At 73.8% G+C, this 24,362-nt stretch carries 23 protein-coding genes; 17 read left to right on the top strand and 6 right to left on the bottom strand.

Annotation, left to right across the window (positions count from 1 at the left end; genetic code table 11):
• Positions 1-3: 3 nt before the first annotated feature.
• Both HHX33_RS18580 and HHX33_RS18575 read right to left on the bottom strand, forming a co-directional pair.
• Positions 4-543 carry a rhodanese-like domain-containing protein gene (locus HHX33_RS18580; RefSeq protein ID WP_182875800.1) on the bottom strand — a complete coding sequence of 180 codons (540 nt, stop codon included), beginning with the start codon at positions 541-543 and terminating at the stop codon, positions 4-6.
• A 453-nt stretch (positions 544-996) separates the two neighbouring features.
• Positions 997-1,266: a metal-sensitive transcriptional regulator gene (locus tag HHX33_RS18575; protein ID WP_182875720.1), complete on the bottom strand. Its 270-nt coding sequence runs from the start codon at positions 1,264-1,266 to the stop codon at positions 997-999.
• Positions 1,267-1,395: 129 nt separating this feature from the next.
• Between HHX33_RS18575 and HHX33_RS18570 the strand changes: the two genes are divergently transcribed.
• On the top strand, positions 1,396-1,674 hold the full coding sequence (locus tag HHX33_RS18570) for a DUF4031 domain-containing protein (protein ID WP_117409761.1): 279 nt from the start codon (positions 1,396-1,398) through the stop codon (positions 1,672-1,674).
• Here HHX33_RS18570 and HHX33_RS18565 read toward each other — a convergent pair.
• Complete coding sequence (locus HHX33_RS18565) at positions 1,664-2,299, bottom strand: metal-dependent phosphohydrolase (protein WP_182875719.1); 636 nt, start codon at positions 2,297-2,299, stop codon at positions 1,664-1,666. The two genes, HHX33_RS18570 and HHX33_RS18565, sit on opposite strands and share 11 nt — an antisense overlap.
• Positions 2,300-2,537: 238 nt before the next feature.
• Here HHX33_RS18565 and HHX33_RS18560 point away from each other — a divergent pair, with 238 nt between their 5' ends.
• From HHX33_RS18560 to HHX33_RS18505, 12 genes are all read left to right on the top strand, one after another.
• Positions 2,538-3,440, top strand: coding sequence for an AAA family ATPase (locus tag HHX33_RS18560; protein WP_117409759.1), 903 nt, complete (start codon positions 2,538-2,540; stop codon positions 3,438-3,440).
• Positions 3,441-3,507: 67 nt separating this feature from the next.
• Positions 3,508-4,692 (top strand): vWA domain-containing protein, encoded by a 1,185-nt coding sequence (locus HHX33_RS18555; RefSeq protein ID WP_182875718.1) that lies wholly within the window; start codon positions 3,508-3,510, stop codon positions 4,690-4,692.
• A complete protein-coding gene (locus HHX33_RS18550) occupies positions 4,685-5,782 on the top strand; it encodes an XdhC family protein (protein WP_138462803.1) in 1,098 nt (365 codons plus the stop codon). The genes HHX33_RS18555 and HHX33_RS18550 overlap by 8 nt, the downstream gene beginning before the upstream one ends.
• A gap of 1 nt (position 5,783) precedes the next feature.
• Entirely contained in the window at positions 5,784-6,560 is a 777-nt protein-coding gene (locus HHX33_RS18545) for a nucleotidyltransferase family protein (RefSeq protein WP_182875717.1), read from the top strand.
• 246 nt (positions 6,561-6,806) lie between these two features.
• Positions 6,807-7,640 (top strand): SAM-dependent methyltransferase, encoded by an 834-nt coding sequence (locus tag HHX33_RS18540; protein WP_259402620.1) that lies wholly within the window; start codon positions 6,807-6,809, stop codon positions 7,638-7,640.
• A 194-nt stretch (positions 7,641-7,834) separates the two neighbouring features.
• On the top strand, positions 7,835-8,869 hold the full coding sequence (locus HHX33_RS18535; protein WP_182875716.1) for an LLM class F420-dependent oxidoreductase: 1,035 nt from the start codon (positions 7,835-7,837) through the stop codon (positions 8,867-8,869).
• A gap of 79 nt (positions 8,870-8,948) precedes the next feature.
• Complete coding sequence (locus HHX33_RS18530; RefSeq protein ID WP_182875715.1) at positions 8,949-10,097, top strand: aminopeptidase P family protein; 1,149 nt, start codon at positions 8,949-8,951, stop codon at positions 10,095-10,097.
• A 24-nt stretch (positions 10,098-10,121) separates the two neighbouring features.
• A complete protein-coding gene (efp, locus tag HHX33_RS18525) occupies positions 10,122-10,682 on the top strand; it encodes an elongation factor P (RefSeq protein WP_117409754.1) in 561 nt (186 codons plus the stop codon).
• 1 nt (position 10,683) lies between these two features.
• Entirely contained in the window at positions 10,684-11,094 is a 411-nt protein-coding gene (gene nusB, locus HHX33_RS18520) for a transcription antitermination factor NusB (RefSeq protein WP_117409753.1), read from the top strand.
• An 18-nt stretch (positions 11,095-11,112) separates the two neighbouring features.
• Positions 11,113-11,835 carry a methyltransferase domain-containing protein gene (locus tag HHX33_RS18515; RefSeq protein WP_182875714.1) on the top strand — a complete coding sequence of 241 codons (723 nt, stop codon included), beginning with the start codon at positions 11,113-11,115 and terminating at the stop codon, positions 11,833-11,835.
• Between the two features lie 111 nt (positions 11,836-11,946).
• Complete coding sequence (locus tag HHX33_RS18510) at positions 11,947-13,191, top strand: DNA polymerase IV (RefSeq protein ID WP_117409751.1); 1,245 nt, start codon at positions 11,947-11,949, stop codon at positions 13,189-13,191.
• 147 nt (positions 13,192-13,338) lie between these two features.
• Positions 13,339-13,716 (top strand): DUF3040 domain-containing protein, encoded by a 378-nt coding sequence (locus HHX33_RS18505; protein ID WP_182875713.1) that lies wholly within the window; start codon positions 13,339-13,341, stop codon positions 13,714-13,716.
• Positions 13,717-13,862: 146 nt separating this feature from the next.
• Here HHX33_RS18505 and HHX33_RS18500 read toward each other — a convergent pair whose 3' ends face one another.
• Genes HHX33_RS18500 through HHX33_RS18490 form a run of 3 tightly spaced genes read right to left on the bottom strand, consistent with a single transcriptional unit; the run spans position 13,863 to position 18,631 of the window.
• Entirely contained in the window at positions 13,863-16,337 is a 2,475-nt protein-coding gene (locus HHX33_RS18500) for a DUF3488 and transglutaminase-like domain-containing protein (protein WP_182875712.1), read from the bottom strand.
• 34 nt (positions 16,338-16,371) lie between these two features.
• The gene (locus HHX33_RS18495) at positions 16,372-17,598 is read right to left on the bottom strand and encodes a DUF58 domain-containing protein (protein ID WP_182875711.1); all 1,227 of its coding nucleotides are present in this window, start codon (positions 17,596-17,598) and stop codon (positions 16,372-16,374) included.
• Between the two features lie 52 nt (positions 17,599-17,650).
• Positions 17,651-18,631 carry an AAA family ATPase gene (locus HHX33_RS18490; protein WP_117409748.1) on the bottom strand — a complete coding sequence of 327 codons (981 nt, stop codon included), beginning with the start codon at positions 18,629-18,631 and terminating at the stop codon, positions 17,651-17,653.
• 483 nt (positions 18,632-19,114) lie between these two features.
• Here HHX33_RS18490 and mraZ point away from each other — a divergent pair, with 483 nt between their 5' ends.
• The 4 genes from mraZ (at position 19,115) to HHX33_RS18470 (ending at position 24,351) form a co-directional block, all read left to right on the top strand.
• A complete protein-coding gene (mraZ, locus tag HHX33_RS18485) occupies positions 19,115-19,546 on the top strand; it encodes a division/cell wall cluster transcriptional repressor MraZ (RefSeq protein ID WP_117409747.1) in 432 nt (143 codons plus the stop codon).
• 289 nt (positions 19,547-19,835) lie between these two features.
• A complete protein-coding gene (gene rsmH / locus HHX33_RS18480; protein ID WP_182875710.1) occupies positions 19,836-20,759 on the top strand; it encodes a 16S rRNA (cytosine(1402)-N(4))-methyltransferase RsmH in 924 nt (307 codons plus the stop codon).
• Positions 20,756-21,694, top strand: coding sequence for a hypothetical protein (locus tag HHX33_RS18475; protein ID WP_182875709.1), 939 nt, complete (start codon positions 20,756-20,758; stop codon positions 21,692-21,694). The genes rsmH and HHX33_RS18475 overlap by 4 nt, the downstream gene beginning before the upstream one ends.
• Before the next feature lie 926 nt (positions 21,695-22,620).
• The gene (locus HHX33_RS18470; protein ID WP_310741434.1) at positions 22,621-24,351 is read left to right on the top strand and encodes a penicillin-binding protein 2; all 1,731 of its coding nucleotides are present in this window, start codon (positions 22,621-22,623) and stop codon (positions 24,349-24,351) included.
• The last annotated feature ends 11 nt before the right edge of the window (positions 24,352-24,362 follow it).

Genomic DNA, 24,362 nt, shown 5'->3' with positions numbered 1-24,362 from the left:
CCGTCAGGCCGCGCCGCGGCCGGGGCGGCGGATACAGGCGAGGGCGGCGTCCACGTCGGTGGTCGCGCCCCGGTTGTAGGGCAGGCGGGCGAGCAGCATGCCCATCGCGCAGGTGTCGGTCAGACCGGCGAACATCAGGCCCGCGCCGACGAGGACGCCTGCGAAGCGCGCCCCCGGCAGCCACAGGTCGGCCACGATCGAGGCGAGCACGAGGCCGCCCGCGACCAGGCGAACCTGGCGCTCCAGGCTCCATCGTTGCCTTCCGCGCACCACCGGAGCGCCGGAGGCGATCCAGGCGTTCATCCCTCCGGCGAGCACGACCGTGTCGGGCAGCCCCGCCTCGCAGAGCCTTTTGCGCGCCTGGGTGGCGCGGCCGCCGGACTGGCAGACGAGCAGCATCCGCCCGCCGGCGTCGGCGACGATCCGCCGCAGGTGGGCGTCGACCTGGTCGAACGGCAGGTTGATCGCGCCGCCGATGTGCGCGGTCTCGAACTCGGCGGGGGTCCGCACGTCCACGACGAGCACGTCGGGGTTGGCGGCCATCAGCGCACGGGCGGTGGCGGTGTCGATGTCCGGGGATCCGGTGTTCGGGAGTTCGGTGTTCACGGTTTCCTTCTCGGTTTCTCAGGTGGGGTGGCCAGGCCGCGTGGCCGAGCCGGGGTCGCGTACGACGAGGCGACCAGGAGGCTGCCGCGGGAGAACACCGCGACCGGCTCACCCTCGATCGGCACCGAGGGGAATACTTCTCTCCTGGTACCCCCGGGGGTATGTGACGAGCAAAAAAAGGGGCTACCGGTGAGCCGCCCGCGTCGCGCGTCACCCGGCCGCCCGGGGACCTCCAGCCCGGCTTCCCGGACGCCGGCCACGGTGGCACCCTCGCCATGCGCCTGCGCGAAGCGGGTCGGATCGACGTCCAAAGTCACTGCAACCTCCGGTGTATATACCCCGGGGGGTATCGTCGGGATATGGAAAAGCGAGCCTTTCCGGAAGAGTCGCCTACGCGAGGGCCAGGAACAGCTTCTCCAGCTCGGCCACGCTCATCGGAGTCTCCTCGCCCCGCTCCTGCGCCGCCTGGCAGTGTCGCAGCCCGCTGGCCACCAGCCTGAACCCCGCCCGGTCGATCGCCTTGGAAGCCGCGGCCAGCTGGGTCAGCACCTTGGTGCAGTCCTCGCCGGCCTCGATCATCGCGATCACCCCGGCGAGCTGGCCATGAGCCCTCCGCAGTCGCGTCACCGCGTCGCCGACCATCGCCTCGTTCATCTGCATGCCTCCCTTATACCCCCAGGGGTACCTACCAGGCAAATCTGGGGAGCGTCGGCGAAATCGACCTCGGCTTTGGCCGCGACCCATGCCCGTGTCATCGGCTTATGCTGATCGGCGACGACGGGAGAGCGCATGGCGGTGCTGATCGACCGGCCGAACTGGCCAGGTCCCCGGGGGCTGCTCTGGTCCCATCTGGTCAGCGACTCGTCACTGCGGGAACTGCACGAGTTCGCCCGCCTGCTCGACGTGCCGGAACGCGCCTTCGACCGGGACCACTACGACGTGCCGGAGACGGTCTACGACCGGGCCGTCCTCCTGGGAGCCGAGCCGGTCGGGAGCCAGGAGCTGGTACGGCGGTTGCGCGCGTCCGGCCTGCGCCTCCCGAAGACGCGAAACAGATCTACTTTGTAAAGGCGCGCTCTTCCAGATCGGCGAGTTCACGGGTCATGTTCTCGCGCGCGCGGTCCTCCCACAGGTCCCGGCCGACGGGAGTGCCGAACAGGCGGGGCTTGCCGAGCAGCGCCCGCAGCACCGCGGCGCGGCCGGCCCGGAAGGCGTCGCCGGGCACGTGCCGGTACTCCTCGCGCACGGCCCTCGTGTACGCCTCGTACGTCTCGGGCGGCGCTCCGAGGATCGCGAGGTCGGCGTCGCACAGGACGGCCGCGTTCGCGTCCCCGGGCTCGTACGTGTGGCCCGCCGTGAGCCGCACCAGCCGGGCGACCTCGGCGACCCGCGCCGGGGGCAGACCGCAGGCGGGCAGCCGGGACTGGGCGAGCTGGGCGCTGCGCTCCTCGTCCCGTCCGGGCCGCCCGTCGTAGACGGCGTCGTGGAACCACGCGGCCAGCCGTACGGCGTCGGCGTCCGCGGCCTGGGCGGCCAGCGGCTCGACCGCGGCCAGGACCGCCCGCAGGTGGGCCGTCGTGTGGTAGCGGCGGTGTGGCTCCGCCCATCGGGCGGCGAGTTCGGCGGCGAGCGCCCGCCCGGCGGGGGAGCCGGCGAGGCAGGCGGGCCGGGGCAGACTCGGGTCGTCGGTCATGCTCCGACCCTAAGGAGTGCCGGGCGACGCGACAGCCTGGACCTCGTCGCCGATCGACCACCGGACGCCGACCCGGCCTGAGGGGACCGGCAGGGACCCGGGCGCCTGCCTCGCCCGCCGGTCCGGTGACCGCGTGGGGGAGCGCTGTGGGATTGTGCCAAGGCGGCGTCTCCGGGTCGCCCGGCTTTGGCGGATTCGGCCAGAGCGGGGCGGAACGGCCTGCGCGTAGCCTGTCCGTGTGCTGCGGCGGACCACCACCATCTCCGACATCGACTCGCCGGCGGGGCTGGCGGAGCTGCTCGACCACCACGACTACCTGCCCGACGAGGGGCTCACGACGGCGGCCTATCTCGCGCTCAAGATGGGGCGGCCGCTGTTCCTGGAGGGCGAGGCGGGCGTCGGCAAGACCGAGCTGGCCAAGACGCTGGCGGCGATCCTCGGCGCGCCGCTCATCAGGCTGCAGTGCCACGAGGGCCTGGACGCCGCCCAGGCCATGTACGACTGGGACTTCCCCCGCCAGCTCCTCCACCTCAAGGCGGCAGAGGCGGCGGGGAGCGCCGACGTGGCCGCGCTGGAGGGCGAGATCTACGACCGGCGGTTCCTGATCGCCCGGCCGCTGCTGCGGGCCCTGGAGACGCAGCCCAGCGTGCTGCTGGTGGACGAGATCGACCGGGCGGACGACGAGTTCGAGGCTTTCCTGCTGGAGGTGCTGTCGGACTTCACGATCTCGGTGCCGGAGATCGGGACGATCAGCGCACCGACCCCGCCCGTCGTCGTCCTGACCTCGAACCGGACCCGTGAGGTGCACGACGCGCTCAAACGGCGCTGCCTCTACCACTGGCTTGAGCACCCGGGTTTCGACCGGGAGGTGGCCATCGTGCGGCGGCGCCTGCCCGGCTGCGCCGAACGGCTCGCGGCGGACGTGGCGCGGGCCGCCGGGCGGATGCGCGCGGCCGGCCTGCTCAAGCCGCCCGGCGTCGCGGAGACGCTCGACTGGGCGGAGGCCCTGCTCACGCTCGGCGCGGCGGAACTCGACCCGGCCCTGGCCGCCGCCACGCTCGGCGCCCTGCTCAAGCACCGGGAGGACCAGGAGACGGTGCGCGCGGGAGGGCTGCTCCACGCGGACGGCGGACGTGACTGACCCCGGCGCCCGCCGCCCCGCCGAGCGCACGCCCGAACCGCGGAGTTCCGAAGCGCGGAGTTCCGAAATGCAGAGTTCCGAAGCGCAGGGGGCCGGACCACGGCAGGCGGGCGACGCCGAGCGGATCACCGGCGGGCTGGTCGGATTCGCCCGGACGCTGCGGGCGGCCGGAGTGCCGGCCGACCCCCAGCGCACGCAGAACTTCCTGGCGGCACTCGCCCACCTCGACGCCGCCGTGGCACGGGACGTCTACTGGGCGGGCCGTCTCACCCTGTGCGCGGGCCCCGACGACCTGCCCCGGTACGACCGCTGCTTCGCCGCCTACTTCTCCGCCTCCCTCCGGCCGGCACACCGCGTCCGCGGAACGGCCGTATCGGTGGCCCGGCCGGTGGCGGCGCCGTACGACACGGGCGGCCCGCGGACCACCGGCGAGCCGGGGGCGCCGCCGGCCACGGCGAGCGAGATCGAGGTGCTGCGGCACCGGGACGTGGCGCGGATGAGCGAGGCGGAGCGGCGGGAGGTCCACCGCCTGCTCGCGCTGCTGCGCGGCACGAGACAGACGCGCAGGTCGCGGCGGTACCGTCCGTCGCCCCACGGTCCGGCGTACGACAGGCGGCGCACGATCAGGGAGATCCTGCGCGACGGCGGGGAGCCCGCCCGGCCGCGCCGCCGCGCCCGCCGGCGCCGGCCGCACCGGGTCGTCCTGGTCGTCGACGTCAGCGGTTCGATGGCCGCCTACGCCGACACCCTGCTGCGGTTCGCGCACGCGATGGTGCGGGCGGAGCCCCGGGCGACCGAGGTGTTCAGCGCGGGAACGCGCCTGACGAGGATCACCGGCGCGCTGCGCCACCACGATCCCGGCCTCGCCATGGACGAGTGCTCGGCCGCCATCCCGGACTGGAGCGGCGGCACCAGGCTGGGCGAGGAGGTGCGGGCCCTGCTGCGGCTGCCCGACCCCCGGGGAGCGATCGTCGTGATCGCCTCCGACGGCTGGGAACGCGGACCGGCCGACCTCCTCGGCGCGCAGATGGCCCGGCTCTCGCGGCTCGCCCGCCGGGTGGTGTGGGTCAACCCGCACAAGGGCGACCCCGCCTACCGGCCGCTGACCGCGGGCATCCGCGCGGCGCTGCCGTACGTCACGGACTTCCTGGCCGGGCACAGCCTGGCCGCGTTCGAGGACCTGGCCGCGCTGCTGGCCGGTCGGCGCGCGGATCCGCGCGGGGCCGTACGGAGGGGAGGGGCCGATGCGTGATCTGCTCGACCAGGTGCTGGAGTGGTGGGAGTCGGGGCGGCGGTTCGGGCTCGCCACCGTCGTCGGCACGTTCCGCAGCGCGCCGCGCCCGCCGGGGGCGGCGATGGCCGTGCTCGACGGCGAGGCGGTCGGCAGCGTGTCGGGCGGCTGCGTCGAGGGGGCGGTGTACGAGCTCGCCACACGGGTCGCCGGGGACGGGACGCCGGTGCTGGAGCGGTACGGCGTGAGCGACGACGACGCGTTCGCGGTCGGGCTGACCTGCGGCGGGATCATCGACGTGTTCGTGGAGCCGGTGTCGCGGCGCGACTACCCGGAGCTGGGGGAGATCGCCGCGGCCGTCGCGACGCGGCGGCCGGTCGCGGTGGCCACGATCATCGGCGGTCCCGGCCGGGTGGGCGCCCGCCGCGTGGTGTGGCCGGACCGGGCGACGGGCTCGCTCGGCTCCGCCCGGCTCGACGACGCGGTGGACGACGACGCGCGCGGCATGCTGGCGCAGGGCCTGACGGGCGTGCGGCGGTACGGCCCGGACGGCGAGCGGCGGCTGGACGACCTGCCGGTGTTCGTGCTCTCCTTCGCGCCGCCGCCGCGCATGCTGGTCTTCGGCGCCATCGACTTCGCCGCGGCCGTCGCGCGGATCGGCCGCTTCCTCGGCTACCACGTGGTGGTGTGCGACGCGCGGCCGGTCTTCGCGACCGCCAAGCGGTTCCCCGAGGCCGACGAGGTCGTGGTGGCCTGGCCGCACGACTACCTGACCACCACCGAGGTCGACGGGCGCACCGTGATCTGCGTGCTCACCCACGACCCGAAGTTCGACGTGCCGCTGCTGGAGGCGGCGCTGCGCACCCCGGCGGCGTACGTGGGGGCGATGGGGTCGCGGCGCACCCACGAGGACCGGTTGGCGCGGCTGCGCGAGGCCGGGCTGTCGGAGGAGGAGCTGTCCCGGCTGCGCTCGCCCATCGGGCTCGATCTCGGGGCGCGCACGCCCGAGGAGACCGCCGTGTCGATCGCGGCGGAGCTGATCCGGCTCCGCTGGGGCGGCAGCGGCAGGCCGCTCACCGAGACCTCCGGTCGCATCCACGGCGAGCGGTGACGTGACGGACGAGGAGGTCGTCGCCGGGCTGCTGCTGGCGGCCGGGGGCGGCAGCAGGTTCGGCGGGCCCAAGGCCCTGGTGGAGTTCGAGGGGGAGCGCCTCGCCGGGCGAGGCGTCCGGCTGCTCGCGGAGGGCGGGTGCCGGCCCGTCCTGGTCGTGGTCGGAGCCGCCGAGGCCGCAGTCGAGGCCGAACTCAAGGGCATGACCGAGAGCGCGGTGGAGAAGGCGGCCGGTGATACGAAGGCGGGCGTGGGGGCGGACCCGGTCGAGCACGCGACCGGAGGCGCGACTGAGGAGGTGGAGGTCGGCGCGGTCGCGGAGGCGCTCGGGGGCATGGCCAAGGGCGCGGCTGAGGATGCGGAGGTCGGCGCGGTCGTCGTGCGGAACCCCCTGTGGGAGACGGGCATGGGCTCGTCGCTGCGGGCCGGGCTGCGTGCGCTCCCGCCGTCCGCCGCCGCGGTGGTGATCGCCCTCGCCGACCAGCCCCTCGTACGGCCCGAGGCGGTGCGCCGGTTGGTCGCGGCGTTCCGGGACGGCGCCCGGGTCGCCGTCGCCGCGTACGGAGGCGTGCCGCGCAACCCCGTACTGATCGCCCGCGAGCACTTCGCGGAGGTCGAGGCGCTCGCCGTGGGCGACGTGGGCGCCCGTCCCTTCCTGCGCGCCCATCCCGGACTCGTCACGGCCGTGGCCTGCGACGACGCGGGCGACCCGGCGGACGTGGACACCCCGGACGACCTGCGGCGACTCCGGGGAGCCAACGGGGGAGATCGCCGGTGAGGCCACCGGTAAGGCCACGGGGGAGACCGCCGTCGAGACCCTCGGCCGGACGCCGGCGCCCGTGACGACACCCCGCAGCGCCGGCATGCCGCCCGCCGTGTGGTCGCGCAGGCCCACCGCGGCCCGGCCCGGCTGCGGACCACGCGCCGAGCAGACCCGCCGCGTCCCGGCGTCGACGCAGCGCCGACACCGGCGCCGACTGATTTGCCCGAATCGGCGCCGTTTGCCGGGCCGACCATTATGATCATGAGGAATCATCCGGCCGAGCGGGAGCGTGTCATGACGGAGCAGGCGCCCGGTGGGTTCGACGTCACGCGGCCCAACGTCGCCCGGATGTACGACTACTATCTGGGCGGCAAGAACCACCTGCCCGCCGACCGGGCGGCGGCCGAGCGGATCATCGAACTGTCGCAGGGCCACGTGCGGGAGGCCGTACAGGAGAACCGCGCCTTCCTCGGCCGGGCCGTGCGCTTCCTGGCCCGCGAACGTGGCATCCGCGCCTTCCTCGACCTCGGCGCGGGGCTTCCGACGCAGGGCAACGTCCACGAGATCGCCCTCGACGTCTCGCCCGACGTGCGGGTGACGTACGTGGACAACGACCCGGTGGTGGCGGCGCACGCGCGGGCGCTGCTCGAAGGCGATCCCCGGGTGCGCTTCGCGCTGGCCGACCTGCGGCGGCCGGAGGAGGTCGTCGCCGCGGCGCAGGCGAACGGCTTCGCCCTCGACCGGCCCGTGGCGCTGCTGCTGGTGTCGTGCCTCCACTTCGTGCGCGACGAGGAGGACCCGGAGGGGCTCATGGCCGCCTATCGCGAGTTGCTCCCCTCGGGCAGTCACGTCGTGATCTCGCATGTCAGCTCCGATCCCCTTCCGGATGAGATGGCCGCGATGGGCAGTGTCTACAGCAGGGCCAACGCGCCGTTCGAGGCCCGGCCCGCCACGCAGATCGCCAGGTTCTTCGACGGGTTCGACCTGGTGGAACCCGGGGTCGTCGAGTTGAACCGGTGGCGGCCCGAGCCCGACGCGCTGCCCCTGCGCGGGGTGGCCCTGCCGGTGCTCGGCGGTGTCGCCCTCCGCCCCTGAACCGCCCCTGAACCGCCCCTGAACCGCCCCTGAACCGCCCCTGAACCGCCCCTGAGTCGCCGCCGAGCCGCTACCAGACCCCCTGTGCCGCCCCTGAGCGAGGTGGCCGCGGCCGGTCCGGGTCGTTAGCCTTGGTCACGCCGACGGAACATCATTCGGTTACTCACCGGTGTACGCGCGGAAGGACGAGGCGGATGCGGATCGGGATGGCCCTCAACTACTCAGGGGACTTCAAGGAGACGGTCGCGGAGCTGGCCGACTACGAGAGGGCCGGGCTGGACATCGTGTTCGTCGCCGAGGCGTACAGCTTCGACGCGGTCAGCCAGCTCGGCTACATCGCGGCGCGGACCGAGCGGCTGCGGATCGCCTCGGGCATCCTGCCGATCTACTCCAGAACGCCGGCCCTGCTGGCCATGACGGCCGCGGGCCTCGACTACGTGTCCGACGGGCGTTTCACCCTCGGCCTCGGCGCCTCCGGCCCGCAGGTGATCGAGGGCTTCCACGGCGTGCCGTACGACGCGCCGCTCGGCCGCACCCGCGAGATCATCGAGATCTGCCGCAAGGTCTGGCGGCGCGAGCGGCTGGAGTACGAGGGACGGCACTACACCCTTCCGCTGGAGGGCGGCACCGGCCTCGGCAAGCCGCTCAAGCTGATCAACCACCCGGTGCGCGAGCGCATCCCGATCGTCGTCGCGGCGATCGGGCCGAAGAACGTCGAGCTGGCCGCCGAGCTCGCCGAGGGCTGGGAGCCGATCTTCTTCATGCCCGAGAAGGCCGGGGAGGTGTGGGGCGCGTCGCTGGCCGCCGGGCGGGAGCGCCGGGACCCCGCGCTCGGCGAACTGGACGTGATCGCGCAGGCCGTGCTGGCGATCGGCGACGACGTCGAGGACGTGCTGGACCTGGGCCGCTCGATGGCCGCCCTCTACATCGGCGGCATGGGCGCCAAGGGCAGGAACTTCTACAACGACCTCGCCCGCCGCTACGGCTACGAGAAGGAGGCCGAGCAGATCCAGAACCTCTACCTGGAGGGCAGGAAGAAGGAGGCCGAGGCGCTGGTGCCGAGAGAACTGCTGGAACACATCTCCCTGGCCGGCTCGGAGGGTCACGTCAGGGAGCGGATCGCGGCGCTGCGCGAGGCCGGGGTCACCACGCTCAACGTCGCCCCCTTCGCGCACACCCACGAGGAGCGCGTCGGGCTCATCGAGAAGATCAGGGATTTGGCGTCCTGACCCGCGGCCCGGTCGCCGGTCCCAGGCAGGGTACGCGCGGTCTGCGGGGATGCCCGGAGGACGGCGGTAAAGTCCGTTCGTGACCGATGTCCACAGGACCGCCGACAGGACCGCCGACAAGACTTCCGACAAGACCGCCGAGGAGACCCACGCCAGGCGGCGCGCGCGGCTGGCCGAGGCGCTGGGGGAGCACGAGGCCGGGGCGGTCCTCGTCACCTGGCCGGTCAACGTGCGTTACCTGACCGGGCTGACCAGCTCCAACGCCGCCGTGCTCGTCACCGCGGCGGGGGAGGCCGCCCTCGCCACCGACTCGCGCTACCGGGAGACGGCCGAGGCGGTGTGCGCGGGAGTCGAGGTCGTCGAGGACCGCGACGTGGCGGGGGCGCTGCTCGACCGGTGCGCGGGCGCGGAGCGGGTCCTGGTGGAGGGCGACCACATGCCGGTCGGGCTGTTCCAGCGGCTCTCCGAGCGGCCGTCCGGCAGTCACCCCGGACGCCGCCCCGCCCTCACCCCGGCCGGCGGCCTGGTGGAGACCCTGCGCGCGGTCAAGGACGAGGCGGAGATCGAGGCGCTGCGCCGCGCGTGCGCGCTCACCGACGAGGCGTTCTCCCTCGTCGTGGAGCGCGTCGCCCCCGGCGTCACGGAGCGGGAGATCGCCCGGTGGCTGGAGGTCGCCATGGTCGAACTCGGCGCGGACCGGCCCGCCTTCGACTCCATCGTGGCGAGCGGCCCGAACGGCTCGATCCCGCACCACTCGCCCTCGGAGCGGCGCGTCGAGCGCGGCGACCTCGTGACGATGGACTTCGGCGCGCGGTACGGCGGCTACCACGCCGACATGACCCGCACGGTCGCGGTGGGCCCGCCCGCCGCCTGGCAGCGCGACCTGTACGACCTCGTGCGGCGGGCGCAGCGCGCGGGCCGCCACGCCGTACGGCCGGGGGCGACGGCCGGCGAGGTGGACGCGGCGGCGCGCGAGGTGATCGCCGGAGCGGGCCACGCCGAGCGGTTCGGCCACGGGCTGGGGCACGGGGTCGGCCTGGAGATCCACGAGCTGCCGTTCCTGGGCCCTGGCAGGACCGGTAGACTAGAGGATCGAGTTCCGATCACCGTCGAGCCGGGGGTCTATCTTCCGGGCGCGGGCGGTGTGCGCATCGAGGACACGCTGGTCACGCGTGCTGACGGGCCGGAGCTTCTCACACTGACGACCAAGGAGCTGCTCGTCCTCTAGGGCAGCCGCACGCGGGAGACGCACGTGGCGACGACGAACGACCTGAAGAACGGACTCGTGCTCAAGCTCGACGGCGGAGAGTTGTGGGCCGTTGTCGAGTTCCAGCACGTCAAGCCGGGTAAGGGCGGCGCGTTCGTCCGTACCAAGCTGAAGAACGTCATGTCCGGGAAGGTCGTCGACAAGACCTTCAACGCCGGCGTGAAGGTCGACGTGGCGAACGTCGACAAGCGGGAGATGCAGTACTCCTACCTCGACGGCGACGACTTCGTGTTCATGGACACCGAGACCTACGACATGGTCAACGTCGCGCGGTCCGTGGTGGGCACCGCCGCCAACTACATGCTGGAGAACACCACCGCGACCATCGCCTTCAACGAGGGCAACCCGCTGTACGTCGACCTCCCGGCGGCCGCCGAGCTGACGATCGCCCACACCGATCCCGGCCTGCAGGGCGACCGCTCGACCGGTGGCACCAAGCCCGCCACGCTGGAGACCGGCGCCGAGATCAAGGTCCCCCTCTTCATCACCACCGGCGAGAAGGTCAAGGTCGACACTCGCACCGGCGAGTACCTCGGTCGGGCCTGACGTGTCGGCTCGGGGGAAGGCCCGCCGCCGCGCGCTGGACGTCCTCTTCGAAGCCGAGGCCCGGCAGGTGAGCCCGCTCGACGTGCTCGCCGAGCGGGTGGAGCGGGCGGACCCGCCGGTCAACGAGTACACCTCCTTCCTCGTCGAGGGCGTGGTCCGGCACCTGGACCGCATCGACGAGCTGATCTCGACGTACGCCGAGGGCTGGACCCTGGAGCGCATGCCCGCCGTGGACCGCAACGTCCTGCGCGGCGGCACGTACGAGATGCTGTGGTCGGAGGAGGTCCCCGAGGGTGTGGTGATCAGCGAGTGGGTGCATCTGGTGGCGGAGCTGTCGACCGACGAGTCGCCGCAGTTCGTCAACGGCCTGCTGGCCCGCTTCAAGCAGCTCAAGCCCTCGCTGTCGCTCTGAGCCGGGAGGAGGCCGCAAGTGCGTGACGCCACACGCCGCGCCGTCGTCTGGGAGGCGCTGCGCGCGGTCCTCGCCGAGCGGACGGCCGCCCTCGGGCGCGAGACCCTCGACATCGTGGACGCGGGCGGCGGCACCGGCGGCTTCGCCGTGCCGCTGGCCACACTGGGCCACGTCGTGACCGTGGTCGACCCGACCCCCGACTCGCTGGCCGCCCTGGAGCGCCGCGCCGCCGAGACGGGCGTCGGGGTCAAGGGCCTGCAGGGCGACGCCGCCGACCTCGGCGACCTGCTGGAGCCCGGCAGCGCCGACCTGGTCCTGTGCCACAGCGTGCTGGAGTACGTCGAGGACCCGGCGGGCGCCCTGCGCGCCGTCGCCGGCATCCTGCGGCCGGGCGGCGTGGTGAGCGTGCTCGCCGCCAACTCGGTCGCCGCGGCCGTCCACCGCTCCCTGGCCGGGCACTTCGACGAGGCCCGCCAGGTGCTGTCGGACCCGGGGGGCCGCTGGGGCGACCGCGACCCGACGCCGCGCCGCTTCTCCCGGGAGACGCTGGCCGCGCTGCTGGGCACGGCGGGGTTCGCCGTCGGCGAGGTGCACGGCGTGCGGATCTTCGCCGACCTCGTGCCGGGCATGCTGGCCGAGAGCGACCCCGACGGCCTGGTCGCGCTGGAGCGGGCGGCGGCCACCCATCCCGTGCTGCGGGACATCGCCACCCAGATCCACGCCATCGCGTACCGTGAATAGACGCGCGAACAGACCCCGCGAACAGACGCGGGCGACCGTGGTCGGACGCGAATAGAAAAGACGTTCGGGTGGGGTGGGGTTGGTGGGGGAGCGGTCGGGTAAGGTGACGTCATGTCCCGGAACCAGCTGCTGCCCCGGGATCCGTCGCCGCCGCCGGAGGGGCCCGTCGACGACAGCGGCTGCCCGATCCTGCACGTGGACATGGACGCCTTCTTCGCGAGCGTCGAGCTGCTCGACCACCCGGAGCTCCGGGGCACCCCGGTCATCGTGGGCGCGGCGGGCGCGCGCGGGGTCGTCCTGAGCGCGACCTACGAGGCCCGCCGGTTCGGCGTCCACTCCGCGATGCCGATGACCCGCGCCCGGCGCGTCTGCCCGCAGGCGACCGTGATCCCGCCCAGCCACGGCAAGTACTCCGAGGTGTCCCGCGGCGTCATGGAGATCTTCAAGGCGATCACACCCGAGGTCGAGCCGATCGCCTCCGACGAGGCGTTCCTGGACGTGGGCGGGGCGAGGCGCAGGCTCGGCAGTCCCGCCGCGATCGCCCGGATGATCCGCACCCAGGTCGCCGAGCAGTACGGCATCACCTGCTCGGTGGGCGTGGCGAGCACGAAGTTCGTGGCCAAGCTCGCCTCACGGCAGTGCAAGCCGGACGGCCTGCTCGTGGTCCCGGCCGGCAAGGTGGTGGAGTTCCTGCACCCGCTGCCGGTCGCCGCCCTGTGGGGGGTGGGCGAGCGCACCGAGCAGGCCCTCGTACGGCTCGGCATCCGGACCGTGGGCGACCTGGCCCAGGTGCCGGTGGCGACGCTCCGGCGTGAGCTCGGCGTCGCCGGCACGCACCTGGCGGCCCTCGCCTGGGGGCGCGACGAACGCCGAGTGGTGCCGCACGCGCCCGACAAGAGCATCGGCAACGAGGAGACGTTCCCGCACGACGTCGACGACCCCGAGACGATCAGGCGTGAGCTGCTCCGGCTGTCGGAGCGGGTCGCCGCGCGGCTGCGCGCCGCCGGGCACGTCGGCCGCACCGTCAGCGTCAAACTCCGCCGCTCGGACTTCACCACCATCACCCGGTCGCGTACGCTGCGCGAGGCCACGGACGTCGCGAAGGAGATCTACGACACATCATGCGAGCTCTACGAGGCGGCAGGACTGGAACGGGTGCGACTGCGGCTGGTCGGGGTGCGCGTGGAGAACCTCGGCCCGGCCGCTGCGGCGACCCGCCAGCTCGGCCTGGGCGAACGGGAGACGGGCTGGCGGGAGGCGGAGCAGGCCATGGACCGGGCCGCCCGCCGCTTCGGCCCGGACGCGGTGAAGCCGGCGTCGCTTGTTCGTCGTCCGTTTGGTCCAATAGGTCCATGACGTCGCCTCCGGTTTGGACCGCGTTGGTCGTTTTCTTTCGCCTACGTCTGAGGCCTCGTATTCTGGGGATAACCGACCGCGAGGTTCGGACACCCCGCGTCGTCCGTTGCCGTCTTCCCCTGAATGGGGCCGTCCTTGGGAGGCGCCGTGCCGCTGTCTGAGCACGAGCAGCGCTTGCTCGACCAGATCGAGCAGGCCCTCTACGCCGAGGACCCGAAGTGGGCGAACACCGTACGGATCAGTGATCCGCGCAGCCACTACAAGCGCCGCCTGGTGAAGGCCTCCATAGGCTTCGCACTCGGCGTGGTCCTGCTGATGGTCGGCGTCGTCGCGGCATTGATCTGGCTCGGTGCCGCCGGCTTCGTGGTCATGCTGGCCACCTGTCTTTGGGGCCTGTCGAGCTGGAAACGCATGAACGGGTTCGGTGACTCCCAGTCGTCCCGCACCCGAGGCCGCCGCCCCCAGCGCCGCAGCTTCATGGAGCGCATGGAGGAGCGCTGGCGCCGCCGTCACGACGAGCACTGATCCCCGTGCTCGCGCACACGTTCTGAACACCCCCGGTGGGCCCGCACAGCGGGCCCACCGCCTCTTGTGCCCGGCCTCTTGTGCCCGGCCTCTTGTGCCCGGCCTCTTCTTCCGGCCTCGGATCGCCCTCGGATCGGCCTCGCCGCTCAGCGGCGGGTGCCGGTGAGGGTCGGCTCCCGCGCGGGCTCGCCGTCGTCCCCGGTGGCCGGCCGGCGGAACGGCCCGTCCGGGCCGCCCGAACGCGTCCCGTCCTGCCGTGCCCCGGCCGGCCGCGTCCTGCTCAACCGTGTCCTGTTCAATCTGGGCGCCAGGTTCTCCATCCGGTCGAACACGTCGAGCGCGCCCTCGCCGAACGCCCGCACCCGCAGCAGCGTGGACACCGGAGCCAGCGCGGCCCCCAGCCTCCGCCACCGCGACAGGTGCGCGGCCAGCCCGCGCCTGATCCGGTGCAGGTCCGCGGGGACCGGCCCGGACGCCGGGGGCGCCGGCGCGTACCGCAGCCGCTCCTCGGCCGTGACGACGCGGGCGAGCGACTCGGCGGCCCGCCGGTCCAGCGCGTACCTCTCACCGATCCGGCGGCCGAGCGCGCGCGGCGTCTCGCCCGGCTCCCCGGCCATGCCGAAGTCGATCAGCGTGTCGCGCAGCTCCGCCCACGCCGCGTGCGGCCCGCCGGACGGACGGGCCAGCCGGCGGTTCCGGCCGCGCCGCACCAGCAGGCGCGCCGCGGCGGGCAGCAGCAGCAGCACCAGGGCGCCCGCGGCCCCGAGGCCGATCTTGACGCTCGTGGGCGTGCCCGGGTCGGCCGCGACGGGCGCGCCCTGCGGCTCGCGGTCGAGCTGGCGGGGGTTCGGCCGGGACGGGCCGCCGACGCCGGTCGTGTCCTCGCCGTCGTCCGACTGTCCCGCCGAGGGACCGGCCGAGGGCTCGGCCTCCGGTGTGACGGGCCGGGTGTACTCCGGCACCTCGGCGGTGCCCTGCCCGCCGACGCCGGCCGGGGTGGGCTCGAACCGCAGCCAGCCGACGCCGTCGAAGAACAGCTCCGGCCAGGCGTGGGCGTCGTGGGTACGGACCGTCCACTTACCGTCGATCTTGCTGCCGCCCGTGTAGCCGATCGACACCCGGGCCGGGATTCCGGCCATCCGGGCCATCGCGGCCATCGCCCCGGCGAACTGCTCGCAGTAGCCCGCGCGGTCGCGCAGCACGAAGCGCGACAGCGCCTCGGCACCCGATCCCGACGCGCGGAGGCTGTAGGTGAAGCCGCCCTTCCGGGTGAACCACTCCTGGAGCATGACCGCCTTCTCGTACGGCGTGGTGGCCCCGGCGGTGACCCGGCGGGCGAGGGCGTTCACCCGCGGGTCGAGCCCTTCCGGCAGCCGCAGGAAGGGCTCGCTCTCCGGCGGCGTCACCGCCGACCGCAGCGCCCCGGCACCGGGGTCGGGCTCGTCGGCGACGACCTGGTAGTCCAGCCCCGCCACCTCGTCGCGGGTGGAGAAGACCATGAGCGACCCGCGGTCGGCCCGCCAGTCGCCGTCGGCGTCGACCTGCCGGGCCGGGTACGGCAGGGGCAGGAAGTGGAGCCGGTCGAGGTCCTCGCTGATCGTGACCCGCATCGTGGCCCGCTTCACCGGAACCCCGGGGCCGAGGCCGGGCACGGGCGGCAGCGGCCCCTCCGACACCCGGTCCTCCGGGCGTCCCCGCAGTGGGCTGAAGGTCCACTTGGCGCCGTCGAAGACGTCGAGCGCGTAGATCCGCAGATAGTGCGGCTTGTCGTCGCTGCTGGTGTAGTTGAGGACGGTGGCGTTGCGGTCCTGCCTGAGCTGGCCGCCGAGCTTGGCGATGGCGTCGGGGATGCCGATGTTGCCGCCGCTCCCGCCCAGGCCGTTGCCGACGCCGAAACCGAACAGCGGGTCGGGGGACAGCGCCGGCAGGATCGCGGGCACCAGCACCGCGAACACGATGGCCGTCACGCCGATGCGCTTGCCCGACAGGGCCAGCCGCTCGGTGTCCGGCGCGACCCCGGACGCCGGGCCGGAGCGGCGGACCACCACGGCCCGGCCCCAGCCCTTCAGCCGCTCCCGGCCGTCGGCGACGAGCAGGCCGACATATCCGAACGCCGCGACGACGAACGCCGGCCACCCGATCGGCTCGGGGAGCACGGCGGCCGGCACGGTGAACAGGGCGAGCATCGGCAGCCCGGCCAGCGCGGCGCGGCGCAGCCGCACCGCGAACACGTCCACCACCAGGGCGATCAGCGCCACGCCCGACGTGGTGAGCAGGGTGATGCCGGGGTTGGCGGGCACCGGGGCGGCGTAGCGCTGGATGTCGTCGAAACCCTCCCCGAGGAGCGCGACGAGCCCGGCGAGCGAGCCGCGGGTGGGGATCACCCGGAGGAACGCCTCCTGCGCGGTGAAGGCGGCCGTCAGGTAGACGAGCACCGCGACGGGCGCCACCGCGGGCGCCACCCAGGGACGGGCGCCCAGGCGCGAGGCCACCGTCCCGGTGGCGGCGACGACCAGGATGACCCCCATGCAGGACCAGAACCACGCGCCGCCCTCGAAGAGCGGATAGAGCGTGATCGTGACCGCCGCCGTGGCGAGCCCCGCCGTGATCGGCAGTTTCAAGGGTTCCACCTCTTCTCCGGGCAGCCCGGCCGGCTCAGGCCGCGCTCCTGCTGTTTCCGGCCTCGGGCCACACGGTCGCGAGCGAGGCGCCGGCGGGCAGGTCGAGCACCCGCCAGCCGGCCCCGGTCAGCACCGACCGGGCGGCCTGCGCGTGCTCACCGCCGGAGCCGTCCCAGCCGGCCAGATCGAGCAGCACCGCCACGGCGGTCACACCCGGGTGCCGGAGCCGCGCGAGGGCGTGGGCCTCCTCGGGGTCGAGCGCGCCGAGGACCGCGATGATCAGGCCTTCCCCGCCGCCCTGGCGCAGCGCGCCGACGCCGTGCTCCAGGGACCGCGCCGAGCTCTGCCGGACGACCGCGAGCGTGTCGAGCAGCGACCACGACTGGCCGGTGTCCACCGTCTGCCGTGCGCCCTGGTCGGTGACCAGGCGCAGGGCGAGTCCCTCGGCGGACAGGTGGACCCCGATGGACGCGGCGGCGGAGACCGCCACCTCGAACGACGAGCGCGGCCCCTCGCCCCGGTGGGCGTACCTGCGGGTGTCGAGCAGCAGCGCGCCGCGGCTCTGCCACTCCTGCTCCTCGCGCCTGACCATCAGCTCCCCGCGCCGCGCCGTCGACCGCCAGTGGACCCGGCGCAGGTCGTCCCCCTGGCGATACTCGCGTGGCGCCACGTCGTCGTCGCCCGCCGCCGCGACCGACCGCGTACGGCTGTCGCCCCCGCCGGTGTGGTCGCCCGACAGGCGTACCTGCGGCAGCGGCACCACCTCGGGGGTGACCACGAGCGTGTCGGTGACGGTGAACGAGCGGGTCAGCTCCACCAGCCCGAACGGGTCGGCGATCCGCACGGACAGCGGCCCGATCGGGAAACGCCCGCGCAGGTCCGAGCCGACCTTGTAGTCGATCTCCCGGACGCCGCGCGGCTCCATGCGGTCCAGGACGAACCTCGGCCGGGTGCCCAGCGCGTACTGCACGGTGTCCTCCACCAGCAGCAGCCCGGTGGGCAGCCGTGTGACGTTCTCCAGCCGCAGGGTGACCGTGCTCTCCTCGCCGGCCTGCACCCGCGCCGGGCCGAGCCGGCGGGTGCAGGACAGGCGGTAGCGGGTGCGCGTCACGACCAGCGACGCGATCAGCGGCATCGCGATGATCAGTACGGCCACGCGCAGCAGGTCCTGCTCGCCCAGGACGAGGGCGCACACCAGGGCCGCCACGCCGGAGGCGAGGAACGACCGTCCCCGCGATGTCAGAGCCTTCAGGCCGGGCATGGGCCCTCCGTCGCTTTCTCGTCAGTGCGCGTCCGGGACTCGGCGTCCGGACTCAGTGCGCGTCCGGGACGGGGACGCGCCGCAGCAGCTCGTCGACGAACTGCTCCGGCCGGCGGCGCTGCCCCTGCGCCTCGAGGCTGGGCAGGAGGCGGTGCGCCAGCACGGGAACGGCCAGGTCCTGAAGGTCGTCGGGAATCACGTAGTCGCGGCCGGACAGCGCCGCGTGGGCCCGCGCGCTGCGCACCAGATGGAGGGTGGCCCGCGGGGACGCGCCCAGCCGCAGGTCGGAGGAGCTCCGGGTGGCCGCGACCATGTCGACGGCGTAGCGCTTGACCGGCTGGGAGACGTAGACGGCGCGGACGGCCCGGATCAGCGCGGCCACCTCGGCCGTGGTCGCCACCGGCTCCATCTTGTCCAGCGGCTGGGAGGCGCCGTGCACGTCGAGCATCTCCAGCTCGGCGGCCGGCTCGGGGTAGCCCATGGCGATCTTGGCGGTGAACCGGTCGCGCTGCGCCTCGGGGAGGGGATAGGTGCCCTCCATCTCGATGGGGTTCTGCGTCGCGATGACCATGAATGGCGACTCCAGTGTGTAGGTGACGCCGTCGACCGTCACCTGGTGCTCCTCCATGCACTCCAGCAGCGCCGACTGCGTCTTGGGGGAGGCGCGGTTGATCTCGTCGCCGACGACGATGTTCGCGAACACCGGGCCCGGCTTGAACTCGAACTCCCGCGTCTGCTGGTTGTACGCGCTGACCCCGGTGATGTCGCTCGGCAGCAGGTCGGGCGTGAACTGCACGCGCTTGACCGGGCAGTCGATGGAGCGGGCCAGGGCCTTGGCGAGCATGGTCTTGCCGACGCCGGGCACGTCCTCGATCAGTAGGTGGCCCTCCGCCAGGAGCACGGTGAGAGTCAGGCGGACGACGTCGCTCTTGCCCTCGATCACGGATTCGATCGCGTTGCGGATCCGATGGGCGGTGTCCACCAGATCCTCAAGCGGGGCTGTCGCGTCGGTGACGTCGGGTGTTACAGCCACCAGGCCTCCATGAGGGTGCGTCCCCGAGAATGGGGCGTTAAACGTTCCTTTTCCATTCTGTGTACCGACCTTATGTCCCCTGTGGTTCGCGGGCGACTTTGTCCAGAAATCAGGGTGAAGTGCGCGTAGAGTCCTGACCTTTCGCGGTCACGTACCGCGACCGGCCGAATCCCGGGGCGCGACCCCGGCCGCTCCACTTCCCCCCACCCGCTTTCCCGCCCCTTCCCCCACCGGGCCGCGCGCCCGGCCGGAACCCCCTGCGCGTCAAGGGTCGCGCTGTGGGCCGACACGCCCGCGCGCGGGCGGGGGCGGCGCGGCGCCCCACTCCGACCCACCCCATTTCACCTGCGAAAACGCCGCCGATTTCGAATGCGGACACGGCCGGAATCAGTTGACGGTGGGGAGAAGTGGAGTATGGTGGTGCGCAGTGGAGGGCAGAGGCTACAGAGCTGAGCGCTCCGCAAGGCACAGGAGGTGGGTCCGGTGTTTCTCGGCACCCACCACCCGCGCCTCGACGACAAAGGACGGCTGTTCCTGCCGGCGAAGTATCGCGAGGAGCTGGCGGAGGGTCTGGTGATCACCAAAGGCCAGGAGCGCTGCCTCTACGTCTTCCCCGTAGAGGAGTTCCAGCGCATCACCGAGGCCCTGCGCACCGCACCGGTGACGGCCAAGGCGGTCCGCGACTACAGCCGTGTCTTCTTCGCCAGCGCGTCCGACGAGATGCCGGACAAGCAGGGGCGCATCACGATTCCCCAGACGCTCAGGCGGTACGCCGGGCTGGAACGCGACTGCGTCGTCATCGGCGCCAACACGCGTCTGGAGATCTGGGACGCCCAGGCGTGGGACACCTACCTGGATGCCCAGGAGCAGGCATTCTCCGATCTGTCGGAGGAGGTGCTGCCCGGGATCCTGTAGCTCGATTCCCTTTCTCGTTCGATCAGAAGACCCGTCGGTGACGTTCGGCGAGGTCTCCACCCGCTCCCAGATGGCAGCTGATGCACCTTCCCCGGTGTCAGACGCCACGGCAGGCGACGCGGATGGGGACCTGGCCGGGCGGGTCGGTTCCACTGGAGGAACCGGCATGGGTGGGGATCCGTTGGGTAGTCACCGGCGGCACAGCCGCGAATCCGCGAGTACAGCGGCGTAATGGGGGTTGGAAGCGTTGTCGTACGAGCCCGGTCAGCCGGGTGGTCACGTTCCGGTCATGCTCGATCGCGTGCTGGAGTTGCTCGCTCCGGCGCTCACCGGACCGGAGCCGGTGGCCGTGGACGCCAACCTCGGTCTCGGCGGGCACGCCGAGGCGCTTCTCGCCGCCCACCCCTCCCTCCACCTCGTCGGAATCGACCGCGACCCCACCGCCATCGCGCGCTCCACCGCGCGGCTCGCGCCGTACGCGGACCGGATCACTCTGGTGCGCGCCGTCTCCGACGAACTGGCCGACGTGCTCCATGACGCCGGACGGCCCCGCATCGACGCCGCGCTGTTCGACCTCGGCGTGTCCTCCCCTCAGCTCGACGAGGCCGAGCGCGGTTTCGCCTACTCCTACGACGCCCCCCTCGACATGCGGATGGACCGCGACCAGGAGCTCACCGCCGAGCGCGTGGTGAACACCTACCCGGTCGCGGACCTGATCCGCATCCTGCGCGACTACGGCGAGGAGCGCTTCGCGGCACGCGTGGCGAACCTCCTCGTCAAGGAGCGTGCCAAGGACCCCATCACCAGCACGAAACGGCTCGCCGACCTCGTACGCGCGGCGATACCCGCCGCGACGAGGCGGACCGGGGGCAACCCGGCCAAGAGAACGTTCCAGGCGCTGCGCATCGAGGTGAACGGAGAGCTGACCGCGCTGGAGCGCGCGCTCCCGGCCGCGCTCGGCGCGCTCGCACTGGGCGGGCGCGTTGCCGTGCTCGCCTACCACTCCCTGGAGGACCGGCTCACCAAGCGGGTCCTCGCGGCGCGAACCAAGGACACCAGCCCTCCGGGGCTGCCGGTCCCGTTGGAGGCGCACCAGCCTCGGTTCCGCCTTCTGACGAGGGGAGCGGAGCTCCCGGACGACGAAGAGGTGGCCCGCAACCCGCGGGCGGCCTCGGCCCGCTTGCGGGCGGCAGAGAGGATCCGCGAGGGATGAGGACAGAGCAGGAGAGCAGGAGGGCGGCCGGACGCGTGGCCGCGCCGCCTCGCGTGCCCGGCCGGGTGCCGGGCCAGGCCGCCGGATCGGCGGGCGAGACCGTCGCGACTCCCGACAGGCCCCTCGGCGGCGCGCGCCGCCGGCGTGAGGACGACCAGCCGCGCCGGGCCCGGCCCGCCGCGGCGAGCGACGCACTCCCGCGCGAGGCCGTCCCGGCTCCCCGCGGCGGCGTGACCGGACGCGGCCGTGCGGCGGCCCCCGCCGCCACGCCCGCCCGTGCCGAGGCGAGGGCCCGCCAGGAGGCGCCCGCGGCTCCCCGGAAGGGCAGGGCCCCGGCGAAGACCGCCGCCGGATCCGCCCCGGCCCCCAAGCGCGACGCCGTACGGGCGGCCGCGGCCGGCCGTGTCGCGCCGCCCAGTGAGAGGCCGCTCCGTGAGAGGCCGCTCCGGGAGACGCCGGAGCGTGAGTCGCCGCGCCGGGAGAGCCCGGAGCGGGAGCGCCGGGACACCGCCGAGGCCGCGCCCGCGCCGGGACGCGCCCGGCGTGGCGCGGGCGCCGCTGCCTCCCCGGCGACGTCCCCACGTGCCAGAATGGCGCGGCGAGCGTTCCGGCGGCCTCCGCGTGCGCCGTTCGTGCTGCTCGTCGTGGGTCTCATGTGCGGGGGTCTGGTGACCCTCCTGCTGCTCAACACGGTCCTCGCGCAGGACTCGTTCAAGCTGACCGACCTGCGGTCGAGCATCGACGACCTGCACCGGCAGGCCGCCGAGCAGGAGAACCTGCTCCGCACGTGGAGTCAGCCCGGCGCGGTGGACGAGGCGGGTCGTGGGCAGGGCCTGGAGCAGGACCGCTCCGCCCCTCGGTTCATCACGACGGGCGAGGGCACGGCCGGGCAGCAGGGCCAGGAGGAGGGCACGGAGGAGGGCACGGACCGGTGAGAGACAGCGGCCGGAACCCGGGTCCCGGCCGCGGGGGTCCCACCGGGCGTGGTGGCGGCCAGGGCCCGGGCGGCGGCAGGCGTGACCCGGGGTCCCCGGGACGGCCCTCCCGTCAGGACGGACCGCAGAAACCCGGCCGTCCCGGCCGCCCGTCCGATTCCGGGTCCGGCGACGCGTCCGGCCGTCCGGCGCGTCCGGCACGCCCGGGCGCCGGCGGCGGAGCCGGGCGCGGCGGCGACGCCGGCCGCGCGAGAGGCCCCGCGGACCGCGACGCCGCAGCCCCCGACCGCCCCGCCCGGGACACCCGTGCGGCCCGTGATCGTACGGACGGCGACCGCGTGCCGGGCAGCCGCGCGGCGCGTGACCGTGCGGGAGGCGAGCGCGCGGCCGATCAGGGCGTGCCGGGCGACGGTGCGTCCCGGGCCGGGAGCGGCGGCTCGGATCGGGGCCGTGGCGGAGCCGCGGGGCGGCCACGTGGCGCGGGGAGCGGCGGTCAGACGCCGGCCCGGTCCCGCGCGGGCGCAGGGGGCGACGTCTCGTCCCGCGGCGCCGGTGGGGCCCGCCCGCCTGCCGGAGCGGCCTCGGCCAGAGGAGCGTCCTCCGGGGGCGCGCCGGGCGGTGGGGCCTCGCCCAGGAGCGCCACGGGCGCCGGCGCCTCCGGCAAGGGCGCGCCGGGGGCTGGACCCTCGCCAAGGGGCGGATCTGCCGCGGAAGCGCCGGGTGGAAGAACGTCGGGCGGCGCGGGCCAGGATCGTGCCCGGACGGGCGGCGCTCCGCCGCGTACACCGGCAGGTACACGGCCGCGCACCCCAACAGGCGCACCGCCGCGTACACCAGCAGGTACTCCGCCGCGCACATCAGGGCGCACCCCGCCGCGTCCGCTCCGGGCGCCGGGCGGGCCGCCGCCACCCCCGCGCCCGCCGGCCGTGCTACGGCTGGGCAACCCCGTACGGCGGCTGCGGGCGGCGATGCTGGTGATGGCGATCGTGCTGTCGCTGTTCGCCGGACGGCTGGTGCAGCTGCAGGGACTCGACTCCAAGGTGCTCCAGGCGAAGGCCGTACAGCAGCGGGTGCAGCCCGAGATCCTGCCGGCGCGGCGCGGCGCGATCACCGACGCGGAGGGCCACGAACTCGCGGTGACGGTCGAGGCCAGAGAGGTCTACGTCGACCCCAAGGACGTCGACCCGGCCAAGCGCGACCTGGTCGCCGCCACGCTGGCGCGCGAGCTGAACAAGCCCAGGCAGGACATCGACGCGGCGCTGGCCAAGGTCACCCAGCGCTACATCCCGCTGGCCCGCGACGTCGAGCCCCTGCGGGCCAAGCGCATCATGGGCTTCAAGCTCAGGGGCGTCGGCACAAAGGAGACCTACCGCCGTCTCTACCCCGGCAAGTCGCTCGCGGGCGGCCTGCTCGGCTTCACCGGCGTGGACGGCCGGGGCCTGGAGGGCCTGGAGAGCGCGTACAACGACGTCCTCGCGGGCCGGGACGGCAAGCAGAGCATCGAGCTCGGCGCGAACCGCCAGCGCATCCCGATGACGCGCAGCCAGCGCGAGGCGCCGGTGCCCGGACGGGACGTCCGGCTGACCATCGACCGGGACCTGCAGTGGGCCGCCGAGCAGACGCTGGCCCGGCGGGTGCACGACACCGGGGCGCGCAGCGGCAGCGTGATCGTGATGGACGTGGCCACCGGCCGGATCCTCGCCATGGCCAACGCGCCCCAGGCCGACCTCAACGACTGGCAGTCCGCCCCGGCGGAGGACCGCGCCAACCGCGCGGTGTCGGAGATCTTCGAGCCGGGCAGCACCAACAAGGTCATCACGGCCGCCGCGGCGATGGAGGCGGGGGTGGTCACGCCCGACACCGTCTTCCGGGTGCCCGACCACATCCAGTGCGCCGACCAGCAGCTCAAGGACGCCCACCCGCACGGGCCCGAGTCGATGACGTTCACCGGGGTCCTCGCGGAGTCGAGCAACGTGGGCACCATCATGGCGGCGGAGAAGATCTCCAGCCAGCGGCTGTACGACATGTTCCGGTCCTTCGGGTTCGGCGCGCGCAGCGGCTCGGGCGTCCCCGGCGAGCAGGACGGCCTGCTGCCCCAGTGGCAGACGTGGTCGGGCAGCCAGCGCTGTACGATCGCCTACGGCCAGGGCATCTCGGTCACCGCGCTGCAGATGGCCAGCGTCTACCAGACGATCGCCAACGGAGGAGTGCGGGTGACCCCCTCGATCGTGGCAGGCACCACCGACGCGCACGGCGCGTTCGTCGCCGCTCCGGCCGCCAAGGGCACGCGGGTGATCGGCGAGACGACCGCCCGATCCATCGCGCTCATGCTGGAGGCCGCGGTCGGCCACGAGGGCACGGGAGAGGAGGCCTCGATCGAGGGCTACCGTGTCGCGGGCAAGACCGGCACAGCGATGCGGTACGACGAGAAGTGCGCGGGATACTGCGGATACACCGCGACGTTCGTGGGCTTCGCCCCCGCCGACCAGCCCCGGCTGATGGCCCTGGCCGTCATCCAGGACCCGAAGAAGGACCACTACGGCGGCGCCGTCGCCGCCCCGGTGTTCAAGGACGTCATGACTTTCGCGTTGAAGAGCAGGAAGATCCCCCCGACCGGCACGAAGGCGCCCGCGATGGTCCTTCGCCCCGCGGAGTGACCGGGATCGAA

Origin of the sequence: Microbispora sp. H10670 (genome assembly GCF_014161385.1) — a bacterium.
Taxonomy (GTDB): domain Bacteria; phylum Actinomycetota; class Actinomycetes; order Streptosporangiales; family Streptosporangiaceae; genus Microbispora; species Microbispora triticiradicis.
Note: the sequence above shows the minus strand (reverse complement) of the source record. Positions and strands in the feature narration are given on the sequence as shown.

Bases quoted from the DNA above. Each gene is read 5' to 3' on its own strand.
- HHX33_RS18580 (WP_182875800.1), bottom strand. From the start codon at position 543: ATGGCCGCCAACCCCGACGTGCTCGTCGTGGACGTGCGGACCCCCGCC.
- HHX33_RS18575 (WP_182875720.1), bottom strand. From the start codon at position 1,266: ATGCAGATGAACGAGGCGATGGTCGGCGACGCGGTGACGCGACTGCGG.
- HHX33_RS18570 (WP_117409761.1), top strand. From the start codon at position 1,396: ATGGCGGTGCTGATCGACCGGCCGAACTGGCCAGGTCCCCGGGGGCTG.
- HHX33_RS18565 (WP_182875719.1), bottom strand. From the start codon at position 2,299: ATGACCGACGACCCGAGTCTGCCCCGGCCCGCCTGCCTCGCCGGCTCC.
- HHX33_RS18555 (WP_182875718.1), top strand. From the start codon at position 3,508: ATGCAGAGTTCCGAAGCGCAGGGGGCCGGACCACGGCAGGCGGGCGAC.
- HHX33_RS18550 (WP_138462803.1), top strand. From the start codon at position 4,685: ATGCGTGATCTGCTCGACCAGGTGCTGGAGTGGTGGGAGTCGGGGCGG.
- HHX33_RS18540 (WP_259402620.1), top strand. From the start codon at position 6,807: ATGAGGAATCATCCGGCCGAGCGGGAGCGTGTCATGACGGAGCAGGCG.
- HHX33_RS18535 (WP_182875716.1), top strand. From the start codon at position 7,835: ATGCGGATCGGGATGGCCCTCAACTACTCAGGGGACTTCAAGGAGACG.
- HHX33_RS18510 (WP_117409751.1), top strand. From the start codon at position 11,947: ATGTCCCGGAACCAGCTGCTGCCCCGGGATCCGTCGCCGCCGCCGGAG.
- HHX33_RS18495 (WP_182875711.1), bottom strand. From the start codon at position 17,598: ATGCCCGGCCTGAAGGCTCTGACATCGCGGGGACGGTCGTTCCTCGCC.
- rsmH (WP_182875710.1), top strand. From the start codon at position 19,836: ATGCTCGATCGCGTGCTGGAGTTGCTCGCTCCGGCGCTCACCGGACCG.
- HHX33_RS18475 (WP_182875709.1), top strand. From the start codon at position 20,756: ATGAGGACAGAGCAGGAGAGCAGGAGGGCGGCCGGACGCGTGGCCGCG.